Below are 23,039 nucleotides of genomic sequence, written 5' to 3'. Positions count from 1 at the left end.
TTCATGAAGAAATTTATCGAAGAATTCAAGAATTTTGCGATTAAGGGCAATATGGTCGATATGGCTATAGGTATCATTATTGGTGCTTCGTTTAATGCTGTTGTGAACTCTCTGGTAAAGAAAGTAATTATGCCCCCCCTGTCGTTACTGACGGAAGGTGTTAGTCTGGGGAGTAAATCCTATGTATTGCGAGAAGCCTCGGAAGGGGTAACCGAAGTTGCTATCGGTTACGGAGATCTATTGAATGTCCTTATTGATTTTATAATTGTGGCCATGACCATATTTTTGGTTATCAAGGGTATGAACCGTTTTAGAGATAAGGCGGAGGACCCTGAAGATGCCGAGGTGGAAACACCAAGGAATATTCAATTGCTATCTAATCTTGAAAAACTTATGAAAGAGCAGAATGAACTGTTACGGAAGAACAAGGAGTGATTTTGTTTAAGCAATAGGCCATTCTTATACCGGCATATCCCAAATCATTTAACAACTTGTGCATTCGATCTTAATATCCCTATATTTAGCAAAATTTAAATTTTTAAATGGATTTAACTAACCCCCTGGTTTACGGAGTTCCCGCTTTTATCGCCTTTATTTTATTGGAAATCACCTATAGCCATACGCATGGAGACAAAGATTTGTACGTATGGAAAGATTTAATGGCGAGTGGTGCCATGGGTATCGGTTCTGCCATATTAGGGCCATTGATCAAGGTAACCGTGCTGATCGTCGTTTTTAATTTCACCTATGAATTGTTCAATCCTGAAGTTGATGGGGTGCGAATGAATATCATGGGCTATAAATCTTTTGGCTATGAGTGGTATATCTTTCTACTCTGCCAACTCGCGGATGATTTTACCTATTATTGGTTTCATAGGGCCAATCACGAAATACGGCTGCTATGGGCTGCGCATATCGTACATCATTCCTCAGACCATTTTAATTTAGGTACCGCCATTCGAAACGGCTGGTTTACGTTGCTTTATAAGCCTTTCTTCTATATGTGGATGCCGGCGATCGGGTTTCCGGTAGAGGTGGTGATTTTTGCGTTGGCTATCGAGTCGTTCTGGCAATTTCAATTACATTCGAAATATGTTCCGAAAATGGGGTGGATCGAAAAGATATTCAACACGCATACCATGCATCAGGTACATCACTCGCAAAATGTGGAGTACCTTGACAAAAACCACGGTGGGTTCTTGAATATTTTTGACAAGATATTCGGCACATGGAAGGAACTGGATGATGATGTTGAAGTCAAGTTCGGGGTAATTCACGCGCCCGACTCCTATAACCCGTTGGTCATCCTCACCCATGAATTCAAGGACATTTGGAACGATATGAAAAAGTCGCCCAATTTATGGCATAAGTTCATGTATGTTTTCGGCCCTCCGGGTTGGAGCCATGACGGTAGCACCATGACGGTAAAGCAGCAGCAACGCTTGTTTAAAGAACAACAGTCTCAAAATCCACAAATGGTCTTTGAACGGCCTAATTGAGAAGAGCGTAAGGAAAATCATAGCCTTTGGGCATATTGCATACATCTTTTAGAACGCTATGTGGTCTCAAAGGGGCATGTAGGTTTACTCCTAACACCGAACCCCAACTTTTACAATCACCCTGTTTTGGATAATTGTTTCAACAGATTGACGGCCTTTTCTGCATCGGAGTGTTCGACAAAAAGATGATCGTGGTAAAATCCTGCGATCACATTACAACTGATGTGGTTTTGGGCGAGAACTTCTGAAATGGCGGCGGTCAATCCGACCGCGTTAAGAGCGGAATGTACTTCTAGGGTAATCCAGGCAGCAACAAAGTCATATTCAAGATGAAGTGCATCGGCTTTCGATTGTTCCAGTACAAGGGTCACCCCTTCGACTTCCTTAAATTCACAAATGGTATCGTGGCGATCAATGTCATTAACATCGGCTACTGTGGTAAATACATAACTCCCATGCTGCAGGGTAGGCGTCATGTTTCGAATCAGTTCGGTAAGATTGGTTTCCCCTGACATGCCCTTAATACTTTAACGTAATCTGGTTCTCGATATAACCCCTAGAGGTAAACAACATCCAAACTCACTCTTCCGAAGGAATTTCCCTGATTTCCGATTTCGTATTCTTTTTCATGCGCAAGTCTAAAAATTCGACCAATAATGAGAAGGCGATAGCGAAATAGAGATAGCCTTTAGGTATGATGCCCACTTCATTACCGAAAACGACCAAATGGGCGATATGGGCGCCTTCCGCTATCAACATAAAACCAATGAGAATCAAAAAGGAAAGTCCTAATATCTGAATGGATGGGTGCTTATTCACAAAGTTGCCAACGGGATTGGCAAACAACATCATGATCACTACGGATATAACCACGGCAATAATCATCAGCACAAGGGCATCATTCGGATTGGGTGAGATGCCATTGGTCATTCCGATTGCGGTCAAAATGGAGTCGAATGAAAATACGATATTGATAAGGGTTATTTGTATGATAGCTTTTCTCATTGAGGTGGATCGACCTCTTTTCACTTCAATTTCATCATGGCCCTTGTGTTCTACTTTTTCATGAATCTCACGTGTACTTTTATAGAGGAGAAAGAGGCCTCCCGCAAATAAGATCAGCGCTTGACCGCTGACCCCTCCGGAAATCCATCCTTTATCAAAAACCCAAAAGGGTTTTGAGGCGGCAGTTAACCAAGTAATACCGAATAGCAATACAATTCGCATGACCATGGCCAGCACAAGCCCGATATTCGTCGCTCTCTTTCGCTGTCCTTCCTCCAATTTGCCGGCTGCGATTGAAATGAAAATGATGTTATCAATTCCAAGAACAATTTCTAAAAAGGTCAAAGTTAAAAGTGCGATCCAGGCATCAGGACTTGCGAATATTTCGAACATGGTTGAAGTGTTTAGTTGGTTTTTGTGACAGTGCCCCTTTGTTTCTTGGCCTCCCCCACAATACTGTATTCAAATGTATAAGAATTATCGGTGGTAGACAATATTTTCATATGTATGGGTTTCTCTTCGGCCTTGCTTTTCGGATTTAATTTTTTTACGATATACTCGCAATCATTGATCCACCGCACGGAGGAAGAATCCGCTTTACCAGCAAAATAGTCCACTTCCAAGTTGTCGTTTCTGGTAAAGGTGGTTTTGAGCTCTTTGCCATCGACTATGGAAGTGAAGGAAAAGGCACCGTTTTTAAAATCGGAACAATTGCGTTCAGGCTCATAACAGCCTAAGAGGACAACAAAGAGGAGAATCAGGTATAGGGTTTTCAACATGAGTACAAAATAATGAAATAGGAAGGAGTTGTCGATAGCCCAACCCCTCTTTTTTTAACGATTTCGATTTTTTTGTGGCTCTTGCTGCCGCTATGCCTCGATTGAACTATTTTTGATGAAACTCCTTAGGGCGATTATGATCACGAAACCAGCGTATACAAAGTTTAAAGAAATCAGGGTTCAAGGCCGCTACGTTACGAATGCGCACATCATTCCACTTTTAGAGGAAAAAAAGGAGGGATTTGAGGTTGAAACTATAGGATATTCTGTTCGTAAACGACCGATTCATTCCATTACTTTGGGAAGTGGACCTTTAAAGATCTTAATGTGGTCTCAAATGCACGGCAATGAGTCCACTACCACAAAAAGCGTGTTGGACCTCCTTAATTTTTTAAGTGCGAACGAGAAGTATTCGCAGCATATCCGTAAACAATGTACCCTTAGGATCATTCCTATTTTGAATCCCGATGGGGCAGCGGCTTATACGCGGGTGAATGCAAATCAAGTGGATCTCAATCGTGATGCCAAAACTAGAAGTCAGCCCGAAAGTACTATACTCCGAGGCGAGTACGACAGCTTCGCACCTGATTTTTGTTTCAACTTGCACGACCAACGGACCATTTATAATGTAGGGTCGACTCCTAAACCTGCAACCCTTTCTTTTTTAGCCCCTGCCCACAATGTAGAACGAAGTATTTCGGAGACCAGACGAACGGCGATGCAGCTTATTGTGGCGATGAACGAAATCTTGGAGACCTTGATACCTGGCCAAATCGGACGGTATGATGATACCTTTAATGACAATTGCGTGGGGGATACGTTTCAACTATTGAATACACCGACTATTCTCTTTGAGGCCGGGCACTTTCATGAAGACTATCGACGAGAACAGACGCGGGAGTATCTCTTTCATGCCTTGGTACATGTATTAAAAACCATTGCTGAAAATAAGATTGAAAGCTATAATGGCAATGCCTATTTTGAGATTCCTGAAAATCAAAAGGACTTTTTTGATATCCTAGTCCACAACGTTCCTGAAGAGAATTCCAACAAACGAAAAGATATCGGGATTCTGTTTACAGAGGTCCTGGCGAACGGAAAAATCGATTTCGAACCAAGGGTTGTACAAGCTGGAAATCTCGAAGGATGTTTTGGGCACCAGACGTATGATTTCTTGAACACAGCTGATCTTAAGGAACTAGAAAAACAAAATTTCCGCGAACTTCTGTAAGACTATCTTTGAACATATTTAGATAAAATCAAAAAAACATTACGTTTTTGTTATAAAAAATGGTTAAATGATGCATTTTATCTCTTAAAGTCTTATTTTTGCCCAAAAATCTGATAACCTATGTCAAAAGTAAAATTAGACGAAATAGACCACCAAATTCTGGACATGCTCATTGACAATACCAGAACTCCCTTTACGGATATTGCCAAAAAATTGCTGATTTCAGCGGGGACTGTTCACGTACGTGTCAAGAAAATGGAAGAATCAGGAATCATCAAAGGTTCTTCCTTAACTCTTGATTATGTGAAGTTGGGATATGCTTTTATCGCATACGTCGGCATCTTTTTAGAGAAAACACACCAGACAAAATTTGTGTTGGAACGTTTAGAACAAATTCCATATGTCACTATTGCGCATATCACGACCGGAAAATTCAATATTTTTTGCAAAATCAGAGCTAGGGATACGAATCATGCGAAGAACATCATCTTTAAAATCGATGATATCGAAGGCATCAGCAGAACCGAAACCATGATTTCCCTAGAAGAGAGTTTCAATGATAAGAAACGTTTGATGCATAAAATATTCAATGAATTGTAATTAAACCTATTTTTTGAAATAAATCCCATTCAGTTTTTGATTGGGATTTTTTATTCGACAGCAAATGAAAAAAAACGAATTGACATCACCGGAGTTTGAGGAGTTTTATGGAATCTACCTGAACACTTTGCCAGATGATACGGTCTTAATGGACCAATTGAAAAAGGGACATGATAATTTTCCGAAGTTTATTAGGAGTATTCCGGAAGATAAATTGCAGTATGCCTATGCGGAAGGTAAATGGACAGTCGCTCAAGCCTTATTACATATCGTTGATTCAGAGCGTATTTTTCAATATCGTGCCTTCCGGTTTTCTCGGGAAGATGCTACGCCATTGATGGGCTTTGATCAAGATGATTATGTACTGGAAAATGATTCAAGGGGAGCTACTCATGACCGTATAGTGAAGGCGTATCAAGTTGTTCGCGAGTCGACAATACAGGTGTTCGAGAACCTTGATGATCGAATGTTGAGACATATGGGTACGGCAAGTAATCTACAATGGAGCGTTGCCGGATTGGGTTTCGTAATCTGCGGCCATCAAAGACACCACAGAAATATCATACGGGAACGATACCTGTAATCAATCCAGGTCCATATCGTCATCTCCCTCGTTATCGGTATTGAATTCCGATTCGTAGTCGGTGGTATCCGCTTCTTCAAGCACGGCTTCTTGTTTTGTTTCGAGCTCCTTTTCGATATTATCCTCGAAATTGGAAATGAAGCTGGCGAGGCTCTTGCTTATCTTCACAAGATAAAGGGTATCCGAAGTTTGGATTTCCACAGCTTCTACGATTTCACCATGGCCATTTCTAAAAGAAATGATATCGTCGTCACCATACCCATCAGGATAGGTTTCAATCAATAAGGCTGCCAATTCATGGTCTAACTTTTTGTAATCAACAAGTTTACGTAACATAGTAGTAGGTTTGATCTGGTTTTTTATTTAGATACCTAAACTATGTTTTTTTTTCTTTCGAATTTCTAAAGAGTTGTCAATGACTTGATTTAGTATATGAATCTATTGTTCTTTGTAGTATGCGAATGCTTCCCGATACAAATTTATTGGAATTTGAACATCGATTACCGGTTCACCGATACGCTTGAGCAGTACAAAATTAATATTGCCATGTGAGTTTTTCTTATCGAATTTCAAGAGGGAAAGAATATTATATATATCCTCATCCGTAAATTCGACTTTCGTGTACCTACTGAGGAAGGTAGTTTTGATATCCCTGAGTTCATTTTCCGAAAGTCCCGATAACTGATGTGCAAGATAGCCCTCTAAGATCATTCCAATGGCGATGGCCTCTCCGTGCAGTAGGGTCTCATGATAGGAGCTTTCTAAAAAATAAGACTCGATAGCATGTCCTAACGTATGACCGTAGTTCAGTATTTTTCGTAGCCCTTGTTCCGTAGGATCCTCGATAACCACACTGTTTTTGATCTGTACCGAGGTGTGTATCATCGTATCAAGTCCATCAAAGGTTGAAACCGCCTTTAGGGTTTCCCAGTACGGGTTGCTCTGAATAAGACCATGTTTGAGCATTTCGGCATATCCGCTCTGTAACTGACGTTCTTCCAATGTCTTTAGAAATTCACTGATGACCAAAACCATTTTGGGTTGGTTGATTACCCCGATCTGGTTTTTTAACGACCCAAGGTCGACACCGGTTTTTCCACCTACCGAGGCATCTACCATGGCCAGTAGCGTTGTGGGTACGTTTATAAAATCCACTCCGCGTTTGAAAGTCGATGCGACAAACCCGCCAAGGTCCGTGACCACGCCACCACCTAAATTGATGACCAAACTCTTGCGATCCGCATCAAGTTCAGAGAGCGCCCTCCATAAATTCATGCAGGTATCGATATTCTTATTGACCTCTCCAGAAGGGATTTCCAGCACCTCAAAATGATAATCTCCCTCAATAGCGGCCATAAACGAGGGTAAGCAACACTCATAGGTATTCTCATCGACGATGATAAAAAGGGAAGAGTACGCACTCTGCGCTAAATGTTCGTTCAAACTTTGATACGCGAGCTGATTGAAATGGACTGCATAGGCAGTGGTTCTTATGGATTCCATCATGGGTTAGATGCTTTGTGTTGCCGTCACAACAAGAGGTGAGGACATTAAGCCTGCAAAATAAAGGTTATTTTTTATCAAAAGAATAGAATTCAGGTCTTTATCTTTGACATCGTTAACTTTCTGAATAATATGGATCGAATTTTTGAAGATACAGCGACGGCCTTTGCCTTAAAAACCGACTCTGAATTAGAACGTGCCTATTTTTTGTTCAAGATGATTGCCAACGAACCCCTGGTACGCATCGGCACGGCCATGACCAATTTTGCCATTAAGGCGAATTTGCCGGTAGAAGGGTTGATACGGGCGACGGTCTTTGATCATTTTTGTGGTGGTGTGAATGAAGAAGACTGCCTACCTGTGGTAGATCGTATGTTCGAGAAAGGGGTATGTTCCGTTTTGGATTATTCGGTAGAAGGCAAGAACGAAGAAGACCCGTTTGATAACGCCCTAGAGATGATCCTCAGGCTATTGGATTTTGTTAAAGAAAAGGATTCCATCCCTTTTGCCGTTTTCAAACCGACGGGTTTCGGGCGTTTTGCGCTTTACGAAAAAGTAAGTCAGGGAAAACCACTTACCGAAAAGGAATCGAAAGAATGGCAGCGGGTCATCAATAGATTTGATAAGGTCTGTAAAAAGGCCTATGACCTTGATGTTTCCCTTTTGATCGATGGAGAAGAAAGCTGGATGCAAGATGCAGCGGATCAAGTGGTGGAAGACCTCATGCGGACATACAACACCAAAAAGGCCATTGTTTTCAATACGTTGCAGATGTACCGTTGGGATCGTTTGGACTACCTCAAGGGATTACATGAAAGAGGAAAAGCAGACGGGTTCAAGATCGGAATGAAAGTGGTTCGTGGTGCCTACATGGAAAAAGAGAACGACCGAGCAGAGGAGCGTGGGTATACTTCCCCGATTTGTGCTTCGAAGCAGGCCACAGATGAAAATTTTGATGCCGCCATCAAATACATGCTAGAAAACTTGGAAGGTATTTCACTTTTTGCGGGCACACACAATGAAGAGAGCAGTTATCAGCTAATGGAGCTGATGTCCGATTTGAACATCTCCAACGCCGACCCCAGAATTTGGTTCGGACAGTTGTACGGCATGAGCGATCACATTTCCTTTAATTTGGCGGATAAGGGATACAATGTCGCCAAGTACTTGCCTTTCGGTCCTGTGAAAGACGTTATGCCCTACTTGATCCGTAGAGCGGAGGAGAATACTTCCGTTGCCGGGCAGACCACCCGTGAACTATCGTTATTGAAAAAAGAACGGAAACGCAGAAAAATCTAGTTATTAGTAAGCAGTAAGCAGTAAGCAGTAAGCAATTAGCAGTAAGCAATTAGCAGTGACCAATTCTGAAATATTTTCAGACATCGGACATCAAACGTGAAGCGTGAGACCTGAGACTTGGAATTTGAAATTTGTTTTTTGGAATTTGGTTTTTGCCTATTGGAATTTTTTTTGGGAATTAGCAGTTATCAATGAGCAATAAGCAATGAACAATGAGCAATTAAGAATTCTTAATTATTTTCAGATATCAGACGTAAAGCGTGAAGCGTGAGATTTGGAATTTGAAATTTTTTGAGGGCAGGAACAATTCAGAACTCAGAGACTACCTCAAAGTCCATAATGACCACTTTGTTTAGACAATTGGCAACGTTGATTCGGGTCAGACCTTCATCCGTTTCGTGATTGATCCGATATTTTTTACAAGGTGCGGCCTCCGTATCGCTTTTGGAAAAATCAACATCCCCAGCGGTGAAAAAAATATGCAATGCGGTGGTATCCAATTCCTTGTTTTGTAGCATTGTCCCTATTTCATCAGAATAAGTAATGGGTTTGGATCGCATATCCTTCAGCGTGCGGCAGTTGGGCAGATAACAAAAAGAGACGCCCGTCTCCTCGGTCTTTTTCTTAAAAAAGAAGGCGAGAAAAACTATACCAATGGAAAGACCGAATAAATAAAAACCAAGACGTTTAAAAAAACTGGCATCGAATAAGGACATAGGAATCGCTTTGGGGCTTTCTTAAAATATGAGGAAATTGATATCGCTATACTGCAAATCGAACCATTCACCAACCGACTTACTGGTCAAGATACCATGATACATATAAAGTCCGTTACGCAAGCCTTTGTCAAAACGTAGCGAATTTTCAAGTCCACCTTCTTCACCCAATTTCAAAAGGTACGGGGTGAAGATATTGCTGATCGATATCGATGCTGTCTTAGGGTATCGCGAGGGAATATTGGGTACTCCATAATGGACCACACCGTACTTTTCAAAAGTGGGTTTCTCATGCGAAGTGATTTCACTGGTCTCAAAGCAGCCGCCCATATCGATACTTACGTCGATGATGACCGCGCCTTTTTTCATATGTTCGACCATCGTATTGGTCACTACAACGGGCGAGCGTTCTTTGCCACGCGTCGCACCGATAGCCACATCACAACGTCTTAGGGCTTTCATCAAATTCTTGGGTTGTACAGTAGAAGTGTATACGGTTTGGTGCAAACTGGTCTGAATGTGACGTAATTTGGTAATGGAATTATCAAAAAGTTTGATGTTGGCGCCCAATCCTATTGCGGAACGGGCCGCAAATTCACCTACGGTACCGGCGCCTATGATAACGACTTCAATGGGCGGTACACCACTAATATTACCAAACATCAATCCGTTACCATCATTGGTCGCGGCCAATAGTTCTGAAGCGATAAGTACTGAAGAAATTCCGGCAATTTCACTGAGCGAGCGGACAACCGGATACTTGCCATCATCGTCTTTTATATACTCGAAAGCCACTGCAGTGATCCGTTTGCGGGCCAGTTCTTCAAAATACTTTTTGCTTTGTACTTTTAATTGGAGTGCGGAAATGATGGTACTCTGAGGGTTCATCATTTCGATTTCCGCGAAAGTCGGTGGCTCCACCTTTAAGATTAAGGGACAGCCATATACTTTTTTAGGGTCTTTGGCAATTTCTGCTCCTGCATCCGCATATTCGATATCGGAATAGAACGCGCCTTCCCCTGCGCCGGATTCTATCATGACGCGATGCCCATTGGCCGTAATAGCAGTGACCGCATCAGGGGTGAGGCAGATGCGTTTTTCTTGAAATTGATTCTCTTTGGGTACCCCGATAAAAAGTTCTCCCTTTTGTTTGAGAACTTCCAAGGTTTCTTCCTGAGGAAGTAATTGTTGCTTACTAAAAGGTTGGTCCATGAACGGAAATTATTCAAGATGGAAACCCATCAAATCAAATTTACGATTTTAAAATGAAAAAGGTTTGGAAATGGACGAACAGGCAGTTAGAATTTAAGATGCATCCAGTCTCTTAGATTGTTCTGAAATTGTCGAAAGATAAGTTCGATATTACCAGTAGAAAGTTTTGCATCGATCCATTCGGAAAGAGAGCGGTACTCTACGGTATCGGGAGTTGGCGTGTCGAGGTCTTTCTTTTTTTGAACCTCTACTTGTGACCTCTTTTTCTTTAAAGCATGAAGTTCAGCCTCCATGGCTTCAAGGTCGATACCATTTACGTATTTATCATACAGTTTTATCCTAATAAAATATACAAATGGGATGACCACCATACACACGGGAAGAAGCCAAAAAATATTGTCAGTATCAACATATTGGTCTTGGGAATATACCCCTTCAAAAATTTGAAAAGCGTACATTGTAACAGGTATCAGAATAATGTGATACCACCAGTGCTTACATGTAAAAAACCATATGGTCAAAAGATAAAGCGGTACGACCTTTCCAAGTAAAAACCAAGCGTATATGCTAATGTCCTGGAAACCGTTCTTATCAAATTCTAATCCAAAAAACTTGAATGTCGCATCTGGATTACTTGGTAGATATTCGTGAAGTTTAAAAATGAAGGGTGATATTATAATACAAAATACCATAAGAGTATCCCAAATTATTCTCCTTCTTGCCTTTCCTCTTGCTTCATTTATGGAATCATTCATCATAAGCGTTTCTTGTAACGATTATGATAACAACGAAAAAAAGGACAATTTATGATTGTCCTTTTGGTTAAAATTTTTGAATTGATTGATTTTATATCAATTATTTCTTTTTAGGCTTGGTAATTTTAGTTTTATCCACGCCCACCTCGTACAAATCATCTTCTTGAGCGGTAGTGTTGGGTTCACAAGAAACGGCTACCAGTAATACGACGGCCATAAGACCGAAAATTAGTTTTTTTGCTTTCATTTTCATTAAGTATTTAGTTAGAAATCGGACAGTATTCTAGGGTGCAAAGTAAGAAATAAAGTTTATTTTCCGTAGCTTTTCGACTTTAAATTGTGCATTTTGACGAAAAATTCAATGATTTCATCGATTTTATTGCAGTTCATCGAAATTTACACAATAAAAATGCGCATTTGACGATACGTGTAAATTCACAAACTAGGGTATTCTGACCGAATGGGTGGTCTTAAGACGCGAAGTAGTTCTTCACCAGCTTTTACGGTACCTCAAAATACTATTGGTTGAGTTTCAATTCGCGGGTAAGTGCATCTACAATCTTGATGTGGACATGGGTCGCGTCTTCCGGAAGAAACGAAGGAATTTTTTCTGGCCACTCGATAAAAATCCATACATCTTGATTTAAATAGTCCTCAAAACCCAGATCCAACGCTTCCGTTTCGTCATTTATACGATAGAAATCAAAGTGGTAACCTAGGAGCTCCCTAGATTCAAAATGATACTCGTTTACAATACCGAAGGTAGGACTACTTCCCGAATCAGATCCGCCCAAAGCCTTAACCAAAGCCTTGGTCAGGGTAGTTTTACCAGCACCCATTTCTCCATGGAGACAAAGGGTTTTTGATTTGACGGAGGATAGCAACTCCCTAGCGACATCAGCTATGGAATTTTCAGTGTACGTAGTGCTCTTCATGAAGTGGAAACAAATAAAATTAGTTAGCGATGCCGCTAAATATTTTCAAATATAGTTTTTGATTGTTTTACGGCCTAATCTAAATAGCCCCTGTGTTTTGTTGTCTTTGAAGAACGCTATGGTGTCGCAATGAAACTACAATGAAAATTCTAAGTATATTATAGACAATAGGGTGATAGAACCCCATATTAGGACGCCGCTACAAATTAGTCTTGTATCTAATATGGAGCGTTTGATTTGATCAAACTCAGAAAAGCAGGCCGATGGTCAACAATCGGTGGTTGCCTATTTCAACTAGCCCGATTCTCGAAGAAAAAGGTGAGTATCTTGACCAGATCCTCGGTATTTTTATAATCGAGTTTCTCTTTCTTTATATAGGTATCCACCGCATTTTTATGTGTTCCAAAAAAGGCCATAAATGCTTTCTTTTTTCTGGGCAGTTCCAAAAGGTTGGGGGAGTTCGATTTGAAATCCGTGATGTAGTAGGTGTCGGGCAAATCAATAAATCGGGCTTTGGCACTTTCCTGAAAGGCTTCCTTCGCTTTCTTCGGGATGAATTTTTTGCGTTCCTTTAGGTAGAGCGTATGATCTTCAACGGACTTCATTTTTTCAAAGACCATTAATTTCGACCTTCCTTCCCCATCTGGATGCATTTTCACGATCATTTCCGCTTTAGGCCCATTTGTAAATTGTAGGTGCAGATTTTCCCTTAAGCGCAATTGCATCACTTTACCCTCTTCTTTCACCTCAACAACTTCATCCGCGGTATTCAAGCGTATGAACCTTGTTTTCGTTTCGTTTTCAATGGTTGCTGGTCTAAATTGCTCCTCGGCATAGGGTGAGCCATCAACATCGGCATAGCCGGTATTTTTCAGGTTGACCAAATATACGATCATATCCATGGGTTCATTAATGACCTGAACCGCTTGTGCGCCTGCTCCCAACAGGTGCAATGCGAAAATCGAAAAAAGCAAATACCTCATAATCAAGAATTTTAATGCCTCTTAAAGATACTATCTAGGTTCTAAAACCACAAAAGGTATGATCATTTCTTCTAAGGAAACCCCGCCGTGCTGGTAGGTGTTTCGGTAATAGCTTACGTAATGATTGTAATTATTGGGATAGGCAAAGAACAGGTCGTTCTTGGCAAATACGAATGAACTGCTCATGTTGATACTGGGCAAATGAATACTTCGGGGGTCTTGCGCTGCCAAAACATCCTTTTCTTCATAGGAGAGACTTCGGCCTGTTTTATAGCGAAGATTCAGGCTGGTATCCTTATCGCCGATGAGTTTTGAGGGCTGCTTTACATTAATAGTACCGTGGTCTGTGGTAATGATTAATTTCATTCCCATACCCTGTGCCTGTTGAATGATTTCCAAAAGAGGAGAGTTCTTGAACCAACTTTGGGTCAACGACCGGTAGGCCTTGTCATTGGAGGCCAATTCTTTGATTACTTCCATTTCCGTTTTGGAATGTGAAAGCATATCCACAAAATTATAGACGATCACGGTCAGGTCATTGTCCTTTTGGGAGCGAAAGTTCTGCGAAAGGTGTTTGCCTTGCTTGAGACTACTGATCTTATGGTAGTCCCATTTGAGTTGTAATCCCAGTCTTTTGATCTGTTCCCCTAAAAACTTATCCTCAAACAGATTTTTGCCGCCTTCATCGGTATCGTTTTTCCACCAATCAGGGTATTTCTTCTCCATGGCCAATGGGGTGAGTCCAGAAAAAATAGCATTTCTGGCATATTGGGTAGCCGTCGGCAAAATACTCAAGTATGATTTTTCATCTGTTTTTTTATAGAACGAACCAACCGTATCTTCAAAAGCGAACCATTGATCGTACCTCAGATTATCTACCACCACTAATAAGGTAGGCTGTCGCTGTAGTTCGGGTTGTACCCATTCCTTGAACAGGGTATGTGACATAACGGGGCCGTCTATATCGGTAAACCAATCTTCGTAATTCTTTTCGACGAATTTTCCGAATTGGTTATTCGCCTCGACCTTTTGTGACTCTAGAATTTCGAACATCCCTGAATCTTCGATATCCTCAAGACGCATTTCCCAATAGATGAGCTTTTTATACAGTTCGATCCATTCTTCATAGGAGTTCACCATAGACAGATCCATTGCGATCTTTCTGAACTCCTGCTGGTAATTGGCCGTCGTCTTTTCGGAGACCAAACGGGAATGATCTAGATTTTTCTTTAAGGAAAGTAGAATTTGATTAGGGTTTACGGGTTTGATCAGGTAATCGGCAATTTTAGAACCAATAGCCTCTTCCATGATAAACTCCTCTTCACTTTTGGTAATCATGACCACCGGTAAGCTCGAATTCATCACCTTGATCTCGTTTAAGGTTTCCAGACCCGATATTCCAGGCATATTTTCATCCAAGAATACGATGTCTACCCGGCTTTCGGAAAGCTCTTCCAATGCTTCCTGGCCACTCTGGCAGGTGATGACATCATAATTTTTATTTTGAAGAAAGATGATATGAGGTTTCAAAAGGTCAATTTCATCATCGACCCATAGTATTGTTATTTTATTCATAGTACAGGAAAGGTTAACTAGCTATAGGGGTTTTGACGGTATTTGATCGGCCGTATTCAAGAGCTAGTAATAAACTTCAAATTTATATATTGAGGCGTATCTATTAGACTTACTTTTAATAACTTTGATGCGCTAATCACAGCAAAGTCTATTCCATTTTGACAAAATCGAACAAGCTCAAAATATTCAATGATCCAATTTACGGATTTATTACAATTCCAAACACCCTAATATTCGACCTGATCGCCCATCCTTATTTTCAGCGGCTACGTCGAATTTCTCAAATGGGGCTGTCGTATTTGGTCTATCCCGGTGCACATCATACACGTTTCCATCACGCTTTAGGAAGCATGCATTTGATGTCACAGGCCATTCAAGTGCTTCGCTTTAAGGGAGTTGATATCACCAAAGAGGAGGAGGAAGGTCTATTATGCGCCATCTTATTACATGATATCGGTCATGGGCCGTTTTCACATGCGATGGAAGAAAGTATCGTCGAAGGCGTGCATCACGAATACATTTCGATCCTTTTTATGGAAGATCTCAATGACAGGTTTAACGGAAGTTTAACGGTGGCCTTGAAGATTTTTAAAGGGGCTTACCCAAAAAAGTTTCTAAATCAATTGATTTCAAGCCAATTGGATATGGATCGCCTCGACTATCTGAAACGGGATAGTTTCTATACCGGTGTTGCCGAGGGAAATATTAACGCCGAACGCCTGATCAGTATGATGAACGTGGTCAACGGAGAGCTGGTTATGGAAGAGAAGGCTATTTATTCCGTTGAGAAGTTTTTGATGGCCCGACGGTTCATGTATTGGCAAGTATACCTGCATAAGACGGGCATCGTCGCAGAGCAGTTGTTGATCCGTATTTTAAAACGCGCAAAGAAGCTATTGGAAGAAGGTGTGCCGTTGGAATGCAGCCCTGTGTTTTTGTTTTTTATGCAGCATAAGATTACCAAGGACAGTTTTAATTCGAGCGTTTTGGAAAAGTTCGCACAGTTAGATGATACCGATGTCTTATCAGCTATTAAACAATGGCAGGATCATCAAGACAGGGTATTGTCACGCCTCTGTCGTATGGTTATCAATAGAACACTTCTAAAGATCAAATTGAAGAAGAAGCCCATAACCGAGGAAGTTGTTTTAAAGCATAAAGTCAAGTTTAAATCCGTTTATGATCTTTCCGATGAAGAATGTGAATACTTTGTTTTTACCGGAAAGATTCAAAATCGTGCCTATGACGCCATCAGTCAGAACATCAATATCCTGAAAAAAAACGGAAAGATCATCGATGTAGCCAAGGCTTCCGATCACTTAAATCTGAAGGCACTTTCCAAGACCGTGACCAAATATTATATCTGTTACCCCAAAGAATCTGTTTAACTATTTTTCTTACTTTTGTGTTCATGATTTTCACAGCAGGTCAGATTGCCGGTCTTTTAGAGGGTGAAGTAGATGGAAACCCCGAGATTGCCGTCCACAAAGTAGCCAAAATAGAAGAAGGCGAAACGGGATCTTTGACCTTCTTGGCCAATCCGAAATACACTCCTTACATATATACCACCCGCGCATCGATTACCATTGTCAACAAAGATTTTGTTCCTGAGCAAGACTTGGTCACTACCTTGATCAAGGTAGATGACGCTTACGAATCGTTTTCCAAACTACTGGAATACTACGATAAGGTCAAAAGCGCAAAGGTCGGTGTTGAACATCCCAGTTATTTATCTGAAAGTGCCACACATGGTGACAACCTATATATGGGCGCGTTCTCTTATGTCGGCGAAAATGTTGTGATGGGCAATGGGGTGAAAATATACCCGAATGCCTATGTGGGAGAGAATGTAAAATTAGGCGATAATGTGACCTTGTTTTCTGGTGCCAAAGTGTATTCGGACACTATTGTGGGCAATAACTGTGTCATACACAGTGGGGCTATAGTAGGTTCGGATGGTTTTGGTTTTGCACCGGATAAAAACGGCATCTTCAATAAGATACCGCAAACCGGAAATGTCATTCTTGAAGACGATGTTGATGTCGGCGCAGGTACCACTATTGATAGGGCCACCTTAGGTTCTACGATCTTGAGGAAAGGCGTGAAATTGGACAATCAAATTCAGATTGCACATAATGTGGAGATAGGCGAACATACCGTGATTGCTGCACAGACAGGTATTGCGGGATCGGCGAAAATCGGAAAGCGCTGTTTGATTGGCGGACAAGTGGGTATCGTTGGGCATATTGTCATTGGTGATGATGTAAGGATACAGGCACAATCCGGCATCGGAAGGAACATTAAGGATGGGGAAATTCTTCAGGGATCTCCCGCATTGGCCTATGGCGATTATAATAAGTCTTATGTGCACTTTAAAAACTTGCCGAAAATTGTAAATCGAATTAACGAACTGGACAAAAAGTACACTCTTGATAATAACGAATAACAAACAAAGAACAATTGCGAAGGAGGTTATCCTAAAAGGAGTAGGGCTCCATACCGGAGAGGATGTGACGATGAAATTCGTTCCCGCACCCGAAAACCATGGATATGCCTTCAAACGTATCGACCTTGAGGGGCAACCCGTCATCGAGGCAGATGCCAATTACGTAGTGAACACGCAACGAGGAACCAATCTCGAGAAGAATGGGGTCAAGATACAGACTTCCGAACACGTGCTGGCCGCCTTGGTCGGTATGGAAATCGATAATGTGCTTATCGAGCTCGATGCTCCTGAACCGCCGATTATGGACGGCTCTTCCAAATACTTTGTGGAGGCGCTTGAAATTGTTGGGGTAGAAGAACAAGAAGCCGAACGTGAAGAATATGTGGTGAAGGATGTGATTTCCTATAAGGATGAAACTACCGGTAGTGATATCACCATCATACCGGCGGATACCTACCAAGTGACCACCATGGTCGACTTTGGCACAAAGGTATTGGGCACCCAAAATGCCACTTTGGAAAAATTGTCCGATTTTAAAACGGAAATTGCCGATGCCCGTACCTTCAGCTTTCTGCATGAATTGGAAGCCTTGCTCGAAAATGGTCTGATAAAAGGGGGAGACTTGAACAATGCCATTGTATATGTCGACAAGGAGATTTCCGAAGAGACAATGAAGAAGCTTGAAAAAGCCTTCAACAAAAAGAAGTTATCGGTAAAACCGAACGGCATTCTCGACAACCTTACCCTACACCAGCCTAATGAGGCCGCACGCCATAAATTGTTGGACGTGATAGGTGATTTGGCTTTGGCCGGAACACGTATCAGAGGAAAGGTCATTGCGAACAAGCCGGGCCACTTTGTCAATACACAGTTTGCAAAGAAGTTGTCCAAAATTATTAAAACGGAGAGAAGGAACAATATCCCCGTTGTCGATTTCAATAAGCCGCCATTGATGGATGTGACAAAAATCATGGACATGTTGCCTCATCGCCCTCCTTTTCTGCTCGTAGATCAAATATTAGAGCTTTCCGATACACATGTTATCGGCCTTAAAAATGTAACCATGAACGAGCCCTTTTTCGTGGGGCACTTTCCCGGGGCACCCGTAATGCCAGGTGTTTTGCAGTTGGAGGCAATGGCACAAACGGGAGGTATTCTCGTATTGACCACCGTGCCGGACCCTGAGAACTACCTTACCTATCTTTTGAAGATCGATAATGTACGGTATAAGCAGCAAGTCGTTCCGGGGGATACACTAATTTTCAAATTGGACTTGATGCAACCTATTCGACGTGGACTCTGTCAAATGCACGCGAAAGCCTATACGAACGGAAAACTTGCCTCCGAGGCTGAAATTATGGCGCAGATAATCAAAGTAAAAGGGAACTAAAATGAATCAACCTCTTGCCTATATTCACCCCGGCGCCAAAATCGCAAAGAACGTCGTGGTAGAACCCTTTACGACCATACATAATAACGTGACCATTGGTGACGGTACCTGGATAGGGTCAAACGTAACCATAATGGAAGGTGCGCGAATCGGTAAAAATTGCAATATCTTTCCCGGTGCTGTTATTTCGGCTCCTCCCCAAGATTTAAAATATCAAGGAGAAGAGACTACCGTGCGCATAGGCAACGGTACTACAATTCGAGAATGTGCTACCATACATAAAGGCACCTCCGACCGAAATAAGACCGTAATCGGTAAAAACTGTCTGATAATGGCCTATTGCCATGTCGCACACGATTGTCTAGTAGGTGATAACTGTATTTTCTCAAACAATTCTACCTTGGCCGGTCATGTGACCATCGGAGACAATGTAATCTTGGCAGGTTTGGTTGCAGTACATCAATTTGTTTCGGTAGGGCAACACGCCTTCGTGACTGGAGGTTCCTTGGTCAGAAAGGATGTTCCGCCCTTTGTAAAAGCAGCTCGAGAACCGCTGTCCTACGTTGGAATCAATTCGGTAGGATTGCGCCGTCGTGGTTTCGAATCCGATAAAATACGGGAAATCCAAAACATCTACCGCATACTATATCAAAAGAACTATAACAATACTCAAGCCGTGCAGATTATCGAGGCTGAGATGGAGGCCACTCCCGAACGGGATGAAATCTTGCAGTTTATTAGAGATTCGCAACGGGGAATCATGAAAGGATATTTCAGTACCAATTAAAAACCATATATGGCATCAACATCTGATATTAGAAAAGGATTGTGCATCAAGTACAATAACGATATTTTTAAAATCATCGAGTTTTTACACGTAAAACCAGGCAAGGGGCCGGCTTTCGTGCGAACCAAGTTAAAAAGTGTGACCACGGGAAAGGTGATCGACAATACCTTCTCCGCAGGACATAAGATAGAAGATGTGAGAGTCGAGACGCGATCGTATCAATACCTTTATGCCGAAGGGGAGACGTATCACTTTATGAACACTGACGACTATAATCAAATATCATTGCAAGAAAGTAGTCTTGATGCTCCTGGTTTGTTGAAAGAAGGGGAAATCGTTAAGATCATGTTCAATACCGAAGACAGTATGCCACTTTCTGTAGACATGCCTGCAAGTGTTATCTTGGAAATCACGTATACCGAACCAGGTGTAAAAGGGAATACGGCCACTAATGCCACAAAACCGGCGAAGGTAGAGACCGGTGCCGAGGTCAATGTTCCGCTTTTTATCAACGAAGGGGATAAGATTAAAGTCGATACCGAAAAAGGGGCCTATATGGAAAGGGTGAAGGAATAAGGCTTGATTACAAGTCGATTCTTTCCAAACCTTTTGTAATTTCCCGTTCACAAGTACTTAAATAAGAACAGTTGAGATTTCCAACACCCCATACACTTCAGCAAATCACTACACTAATCGATTGTGAATCGGTCGGACCTTCAGATTTTCCAGTATTGGGAATGAACGAGATCCATGTAGTTCGCGAAGGTGAGATCGTGTTCGTAGATCATCCTAAGTATTATGACAAGGCGCTAGAAAGTAGGGCTTCAGTAATCCTGATCAATAAACGCGTGGATTGCCCTGAAGGAAAAGCGCTATTGATTTCTGACGACCCCTTTAGGGATTTCAATAAGCTAACCGATTTTTTTAAACCCTTTGAGCAATCTACCAACTTAATTTCAAGTTCAGCAAAAATAGGTCAAAATACTGTAATTCAGCCAAATACGTTTATTGGAAACAATGTAGTGATTGGTAATAACTGTATTGTACATTCGAATGTTTCCATTTATGACAATTGCATCATAGGCGACCATGTCATCATTCATGCCGGTACTACCTTAGGATCGGATGCCTTTTACTTTAAAAATAGACCAGAGGGTTTCGATAAGTTAAAATCCGGAGGAAATGTAGTCATCAAGAATCATGTAGAAATCGGATCTGGGTGCACTATTGATAAAGGCGTTACCGGAAGTACCACCATTGAAGAAGGAACAAAATTGGATAACCAGGTACAGGTGGGCCATGATACGGTCATCGGTAAGAAATGTTTGATCGCCGCCCAGTGCGGTATAGCGGGTTGCGTTATTGTCGAAGATGAGGTTACGTTGTGGGGTCAGGTCGGTGTGACCAGTGCTATAACAATAGGTAAGAAAGCAATCGTATTGGCGCAGACCGGTATTTCGAAATCCATTGAAGGTGGAAAAACCTACTTTGGGAGTCCAGTGGAAGAAGCAAGAAGAAAACTGAAGCAATTGGCCGATGTGAAGAAGATTCCCTTGATCCTAAAAAAATTAGAAGAATAATATGCGCTAGAATGCTTTAGATTTCACGGGCAAACCTATATTTTTGTGCAGCTTTAAATAAATATAAAAGAACATGAGTGTCTTAGTAAACAAGGATTCCAAAATAATAGTACAGGGTTTTACCGGTAGTGAAGGTACCTTCCATGCCGAACAAATGATTGAATACGGTACCAATGTAGTCGGTGGTGTGACTCCTGGAAAAGGTGGTCAAGAGCATTTAGGGAGACCCGTTTTCAATACGGTCGAAGAGGCGGTTGCCGAAGTAGGTGCCGATACCACTATTATTTTTGTACCCCCTGCCTTCGCAGCAGATGCCATTATGGAAGCGGCCGATGCTGGAATCAAGGTGATTATTACGATTACCGAGGGTATTCCCGTTGCCGATATGGTAAAGGCCTCCAATTATATAAAGCACAGGAACTGTAGACTTGTCGGTCCTAACTGTCCTGGGGTGATTACCCCTGAAGAGGCAAAAGTAGGGATCATGCCAGGTTTCGTTTTCAAGAAAGGGAACGTAGGGATTGTTTCCAAATCAGGTACGCTTACCTATGAGGCGGCCGATCAAGTGGTACGCCAAGGTTTGGGTATTACTACGGCCATCGGTATTGGTGGAGATCCCATTATAGGCACCACGACCAAAGAAGCGGTCGAATTATTGATCAATGACGAAGACACTGACTGTGTGGTAATGATTGGTGAAATAGGAGGTCAATTGGAAGCGGACGCGGCAAAATGGTATAAGGAAAGTGGAAGCAAAAAACCGGTAGTTGGTTTTATCGCTGGGGAAACCGCTCCCGCGGGAAGAACCATGGGCCATGCAGGTGCTATTGTAGGCGGTAGTGATGATACAGCGCAGGCAAAGAAAAGAATTATGCGAGAGCATGGTATTTACGTAGTGGATTCTCCGGCGGAAATCGGAAAAAAGGTGAAAGAAGTCTTAGGATAGAAACTGCCGTACCAAAGCATTTACAACATCCTGTTTAGACTGAGCTATAATCGGTTAGACAGGATTTTTTAATCGTCTCATAAAACAGGTTCACAGGTTGATTATAAACGATTTACAGCTATATCAATGAAACTATTAGAAGGGAAAAACGTAATTATCACAGGAGCTAGTAGAGGTATTGGAAAGGGAATTGCCGAAACGTTCGCCGAACATGGAGCGAATGTTGCCTTTACCTATAGTTCGAGTGAGGGCCCCGCCCTACAATTAGAAGAAGAGCTTAAGGCCAAGGGAGTTAATGCCAAGGCCTACAAAAGTAATGCAGCGAGTTTTACCGAATCAGCGGACTTGGTGTCCAAAGTATTGGAAGACTTTGGGGGTATTGATGTGTTGATCAATAATGCAGGGATCACGAAAGATAACCTGCTGATGCGAATGGCCGAAGAGGATTTCGATACCGTAATCGAAATCAATTTGAAATCGGTGTTCAATATGACCAAAGCGGTACAACGTACGTTGCTGAAACAGCGTAAAGGTTCCATAATCAATATGAGCAGTGTCGTTGGGGTCAAAGGTAACGCTGGTCAGACCAACTATGCGGCCTCAAAGGCCGGAATGATCGGTTTTACTAAATCGGTCGCCCTGGAGTTGGGGTCGCGTAACATTCGTTGTAACGCCATAGCCCCAGGTTTCATTGAGACTGAGATGACCGCAAAGCTTGACGAAAAAGTAGTTCAAGGCTGGCGGGAAGGAATTCCGTTGAAACGTGGCGGAACCACCGAGGATATTGCCAATGCCTGCTTGTTTTTAGCTTCAGACCTATCGGCTTATGTTACAGGTCAGGTGCTGAATGTTGATGGCGGAATGTTGACGTAACGTTTTACTTTAAAGGATATCGGATGATTTATGTAACCACAGCGACAATTGCCGGAAAAGAGATCAGCGAGTCTCTCGGTACGGTTAGAGGCAGTACGGTACGTGCGAGAAACATAGGTCGTGATATCTTTGCAGGTCTCAAAAATATCGTTGGCGGTGAAATCTCCGAGTATACGAAGCTATTGGCACAGGCCCGTGAACAGGCCATAAAACGGATGTTGGACGATGCCGAGCGTATTGGTGCCCATGCCGTGGTAAACGTGAGGTTCAATACCTCACAGGTAATGCAGGGTGCGGCGGAAATGCTGGCCTACGGAACGGCGGTCAAATTGAAATAGCCCC

At 42.0% G+C, this 23,039-nt stretch carries 27 protein-coding genes; 15 read left to right on the top strand and 12 right to left on the bottom strand.

The window, feature by feature from the left end:
* Positions 1 to 3: 3 nt before the first annotated feature.
* Both mscL and ACKWCA_RS13780 read left to right on the top strand, forming a co-directional pair.
* Positions 4 to 435, top strand: a complete 432-nt coding sequence (mscL, locus tag ACKWCA_RS13785) for a large conductance mechanosensitive channel protein MscL (protein WP_413978793.1) — start codon at positions 4 to 6, stop codon at positions 433 to 435.
* A 107-nt stretch (positions 436 to 542) separates the two neighbouring features.
* Complete coding sequence (locus ACKWCA_RS13780) at positions 543 to 1,499, top strand: sterol desaturase family protein (protein ID WP_413978792.1); 957 nt, start codon at positions 543 to 545, stop codon at positions 1,497 to 1,499.
* Positions 1,500 to 1,615: 116 nt separating this feature from the next.
* On the opposite strand, the gene ACKWCA_RS13775 is transcribed toward ACKWCA_RS13780, so the two are convergent.
* From ACKWCA_RS13775 to ACKWCA_RS13765, 3 genes are all read right to left on the bottom strand, one after another.
* Entirely contained in the window at positions 1,616 to 2,014 is a 399-nt protein-coding gene (locus ACKWCA_RS13775) for an ACT domain-containing protein (RefSeq protein ID WP_413978791.1), read from the bottom strand.
* Between the two features lie 64 nt (positions 2,015 to 2,078).
* Positions 2,079 to 2,897, bottom strand: a complete 819-nt coding sequence (locus tag ACKWCA_RS13770) for a TerC family protein (protein WP_413978790.1) — start codon at positions 2,895 to 2,897, stop codon at positions 2,079 to 2,081.
* Between the two features lie 11 nt (positions 2,898 to 2,908).
* Complete coding sequence (locus ACKWCA_RS13765) at positions 2,909 to 3,283, bottom strand: DNA topoisomerase IV (RefSeq protein WP_413978789.1); 375 nt, start codon at positions 3,281 to 3,283, stop codon at positions 2,909 to 2,911.
* A 115-nt stretch (positions 3,284 to 3,398) separates the two neighbouring features.
* On the opposite strand from ACKWCA_RS13765, the gene ACKWCA_RS13760 reads away from it, so the two are divergent.
* The 3 genes from ACKWCA_RS13760 (at position 3,399) to ACKWCA_RS13750 (ending at position 5,697) form a co-directional block, all read left to right on the top strand.
* Positions 3,399 to 4,514 carry a M14 family metallopeptidase gene (locus tag ACKWCA_RS13760; RefSeq protein ID WP_413978788.1) on the top strand — a complete coding sequence of 372 codons (1,116 nt, stop codon included), beginning with the start codon at positions 3,399 to 3,401 and terminating at the stop codon, positions 4,512 to 4,514.
* 120 nt (positions 4,515 to 4,634) lie between these two features.
* On the top strand, positions 4,635 to 5,114 hold the full coding sequence (locus ACKWCA_RS13755) for an Lrp/AsnC family transcriptional regulator (RefSeq protein ID WP_413978787.1): 480 nt from the start codon (positions 4,635 to 4,637) through the stop codon (positions 5,112 to 5,114).
* 64 nt (positions 5,115 to 5,178) lie between these two features.
* Complete coding sequence (locus ACKWCA_RS13750) at positions 5,179 to 5,697, top strand: DinB family protein (protein WP_413978786.1); 519 nt, start codon at positions 5,179 to 5,181, stop codon at positions 5,695 to 5,697.
* Here ACKWCA_RS13750 and ACKWCA_RS13745 read toward each other — a convergent pair whose 3' ends face one another.
* Both ACKWCA_RS13745 and aroB read right to left on the bottom strand, forming a co-directional pair.
* Positions 5,698 to 6,033 (bottom strand): hypothetical protein, encoded by a 336-nt coding sequence (locus ACKWCA_RS13745; protein WP_413978785.1) that lies wholly within the window; start codon positions 6,031 to 6,033, stop codon positions 5,698 to 5,700.
* Between the two features lie 102 nt (positions 6,034 to 6,135).
* Positions 6,136 to 7,200: a 3-dehydroquinate synthase gene (aroB, locus tag ACKWCA_RS13740; RefSeq protein WP_413978904.1), complete on the bottom strand. Its 1,065-nt coding sequence runs from the start codon at positions 7,198 to 7,200 to the stop codon at positions 6,136 to 6,138.
* Between the two features lie 132 nt (positions 7,201 to 7,332).
* On the opposite strand from aroB, the gene ACKWCA_RS13735 reads away from it, so the two are divergent.
* Positions 7,333 to 8,499: a proline dehydrogenase family protein gene (locus ACKWCA_RS13735; RefSeq protein WP_413978784.1), complete on the top strand. Its 1,167-nt coding sequence runs from the start codon at positions 7,333 to 7,335 to the stop codon at positions 8,497 to 8,499.
* 308 nt (positions 8,500 to 8,807) lie between these two features.
* Here the strand turns inward: ACKWCA_RS13735 and ACKWCA_RS13730 are convergent, their stop codons facing one another.
* The 7 genes from ACKWCA_RS13730 to porX form a co-directional block, all read right to left on the bottom strand.
* The gene (locus tag ACKWCA_RS13730) at positions 8,808 to 9,215 is read right to left on the bottom strand and encodes a DUF4258 domain-containing protein (RefSeq protein ID WP_413978783.1); all 408 of its coding nucleotides are present in this window, start codon (positions 9,213 to 9,215) and stop codon (positions 8,808 to 8,810) included.
* A 21-nt stretch (positions 9,216 to 9,236) separates the two neighbouring features.
* Positions 9,237 to 10,427, bottom strand: coding sequence for an alanine dehydrogenase (locus tag ACKWCA_RS13725; RefSeq protein WP_413978782.1), 1,191 nt, complete (start codon positions 10,425 to 10,427; stop codon positions 9,237 to 9,239).
* Positions 10,428 to 10,513: 86 nt separating this feature from the next.
* Positions 10,514 to 10,885, bottom strand: a complete 372-nt coding sequence (locus ACKWCA_RS13720; RefSeq protein ID WP_413978781.1) for a hypothetical protein — start codon at positions 10,883 to 10,885, stop codon at positions 10,514 to 10,516.
* A 397-nt stretch (positions 10,886 to 11,282) separates the two neighbouring features.
* Positions 11,283 to 11,429: a hypothetical protein gene (locus tag ACKWCA_RS13715; RefSeq protein ID WP_413978780.1), complete on the bottom strand. Its 147-nt coding sequence runs from the start codon at positions 11,427 to 11,429 to the stop codon at positions 11,283 to 11,285.
* Positions 11,430 to 11,700: 271 nt separating this feature from the next.
* Positions 11,701 to 12,117 carry a tRNA (adenosine(37)-N6)-threonylcarbamoyltransferase complex ATPase subunit type 1 TsaE gene (gene tsaE / locus ACKWCA_RS13710; protein WP_413978779.1) on the bottom strand — a complete coding sequence of 139 codons (417 nt, stop codon included), beginning with the start codon at positions 12,115 to 12,117 and terminating at the stop codon, positions 11,701 to 11,703.
* A 290-nt stretch (positions 12,118 to 12,407) separates the two neighbouring features.
* The gene (locus ACKWCA_RS13705) at positions 12,408 to 13,100 is read right to left on the bottom strand and encodes a hypothetical protein (RefSeq protein WP_413978778.1); all 693 of its coding nucleotides are present in this window, start codon (positions 13,098 to 13,100) and stop codon (positions 12,408 to 12,410) included.
* A 30-nt stretch (positions 13,101 to 13,130) separates the two neighbouring features.
* Positions 13,131 to 14,675 carry a T9SS response regulator signal transducer PorX gene (porX, locus tag ACKWCA_RS13700; RefSeq protein WP_413978777.1) on the bottom strand — a complete coding sequence of 515 codons (1,545 nt, stop codon included), beginning with the start codon at positions 14,673 to 14,675 and terminating at the stop codon, positions 13,131 to 13,133.
* Positions 14,676 to 14,833: 158 nt separating this feature from the next.
* On the opposite strand from porX, the gene ACKWCA_RS13695 reads away from it, so the two are divergent.
* From ACKWCA_RS13695 to ACKWCA_RS13655, 9 genes are all read left to right on the top strand, one after another.
* The gene (locus tag ACKWCA_RS13695) at positions 14,834 to 16,063 is read left to right on the top strand and encodes an HD domain-containing protein (RefSeq protein ID WP_413978776.1); all 1,230 of its coding nucleotides are present in this window, start codon (positions 14,834 to 14,836) and stop codon (positions 16,061 to 16,063) included.
* Between the two features lie 23 nt (positions 16,064 to 16,086).
* Positions 16,087 to 17,121: a UDP-3-O-(3-hydroxymyristoyl)glucosamine N-acyltransferase gene (gene lpxD, locus ACKWCA_RS13690; RefSeq protein ID WP_413978775.1), complete on the top strand. Its 1,035-nt coding sequence runs from the start codon at positions 16,087 to 16,089 to the stop codon at positions 17,119 to 17,121.
* A complete protein-coding gene (locus ACKWCA_RS13685) occupies positions 17,105 to 18,511 on the top strand; it encodes a bifunctional UDP-3-O-[3-hydroxymyristoyl] N-acetylglucosamine deacetylase/3-hydroxyacyl-ACP dehydratase (protein ID WP_413978774.1) in 1,407 nt (468 codons plus the stop codon). The genes lpxD and ACKWCA_RS13685 overlap by 17 nt, the downstream gene beginning before the upstream one ends.
* A gap of 1 nt (position 18,512) precedes the next feature.
* Complete coding sequence (gene lpxA / locus ACKWCA_RS13680) at positions 18,513 to 19,298, top strand: acyl-ACP--UDP-N-acetylglucosamine O-acyltransferase (protein ID WP_413978773.1); 786 nt, start codon at positions 18,513 to 18,515, stop codon at positions 19,296 to 19,298.
* 9 nt (positions 19,299 to 19,307) lie between these two features.
* Positions 19,308 to 19,874 carry an elongation factor P gene (efp, locus tag ACKWCA_RS13675; RefSeq protein ID WP_413978772.1) on the top strand — a complete coding sequence of 189 codons (567 nt, stop codon included), beginning with the start codon at positions 19,308 to 19,310 and terminating at the stop codon, positions 19,872 to 19,874.
* Between the two features lie 71 nt (positions 19,875 to 19,945).
* The gene (locus ACKWCA_RS13670; RefSeq protein ID WP_413978771.1) at positions 19,946 to 20,878 is read left to right on the top strand and encodes a UDP-3-O-(3-hydroxymyristoyl)glucosamine N-acyltransferase; all 933 of its coding nucleotides are present in this window, start codon (positions 19,946 to 19,948) and stop codon (positions 20,876 to 20,878) included.
* A gap of 73 nt (positions 20,879 to 20,951) precedes the next feature.
* Positions 20,952 to 21,824: a succinate--CoA ligase subunit alpha gene (gene sucD, locus ACKWCA_RS13665; RefSeq protein WP_413978770.1), complete on the top strand. Its 873-nt coding sequence runs from the start codon at positions 20,952 to 20,954 to the stop codon at positions 21,822 to 21,824.
* 126 nt (positions 21,825 to 21,950) lie between these two features.
* Positions 21,951 to 22,697, top strand: a complete 747-nt coding sequence (fabG, locus tag ACKWCA_RS13660; protein WP_413978769.1) for a 3-oxoacyl-[acyl-carrier-protein] reductase — start codon at positions 21,951 to 21,953, stop codon at positions 22,695 to 22,697.
* Between the two features lie 23 nt (positions 22,698 to 22,720).
* A complete protein-coding gene (locus ACKWCA_RS13655) occupies positions 22,721 to 23,035 on the top strand; it encodes a YbjQ family protein (protein WP_413978768.1) in 315 nt (104 codons plus the stop codon).
* Positions 23,036 to 23,039 lie beyond the last annotated feature (4 nt).

It is taken from the genome of Maribacter corallii (assembly GCF_047345415.1).
In the GTDB taxonomy this organism is placed as follows: Bacteria; Bacteroidota; Bacteroidia; order Flavobacteriales; family Flavobacteriaceae; genus Maribacter_C.
The sequence above is the reverse complement of the archived record's forward strand: the minus strand, read 5'-3'. Positions and strand labels throughout refer to the sequence as shown.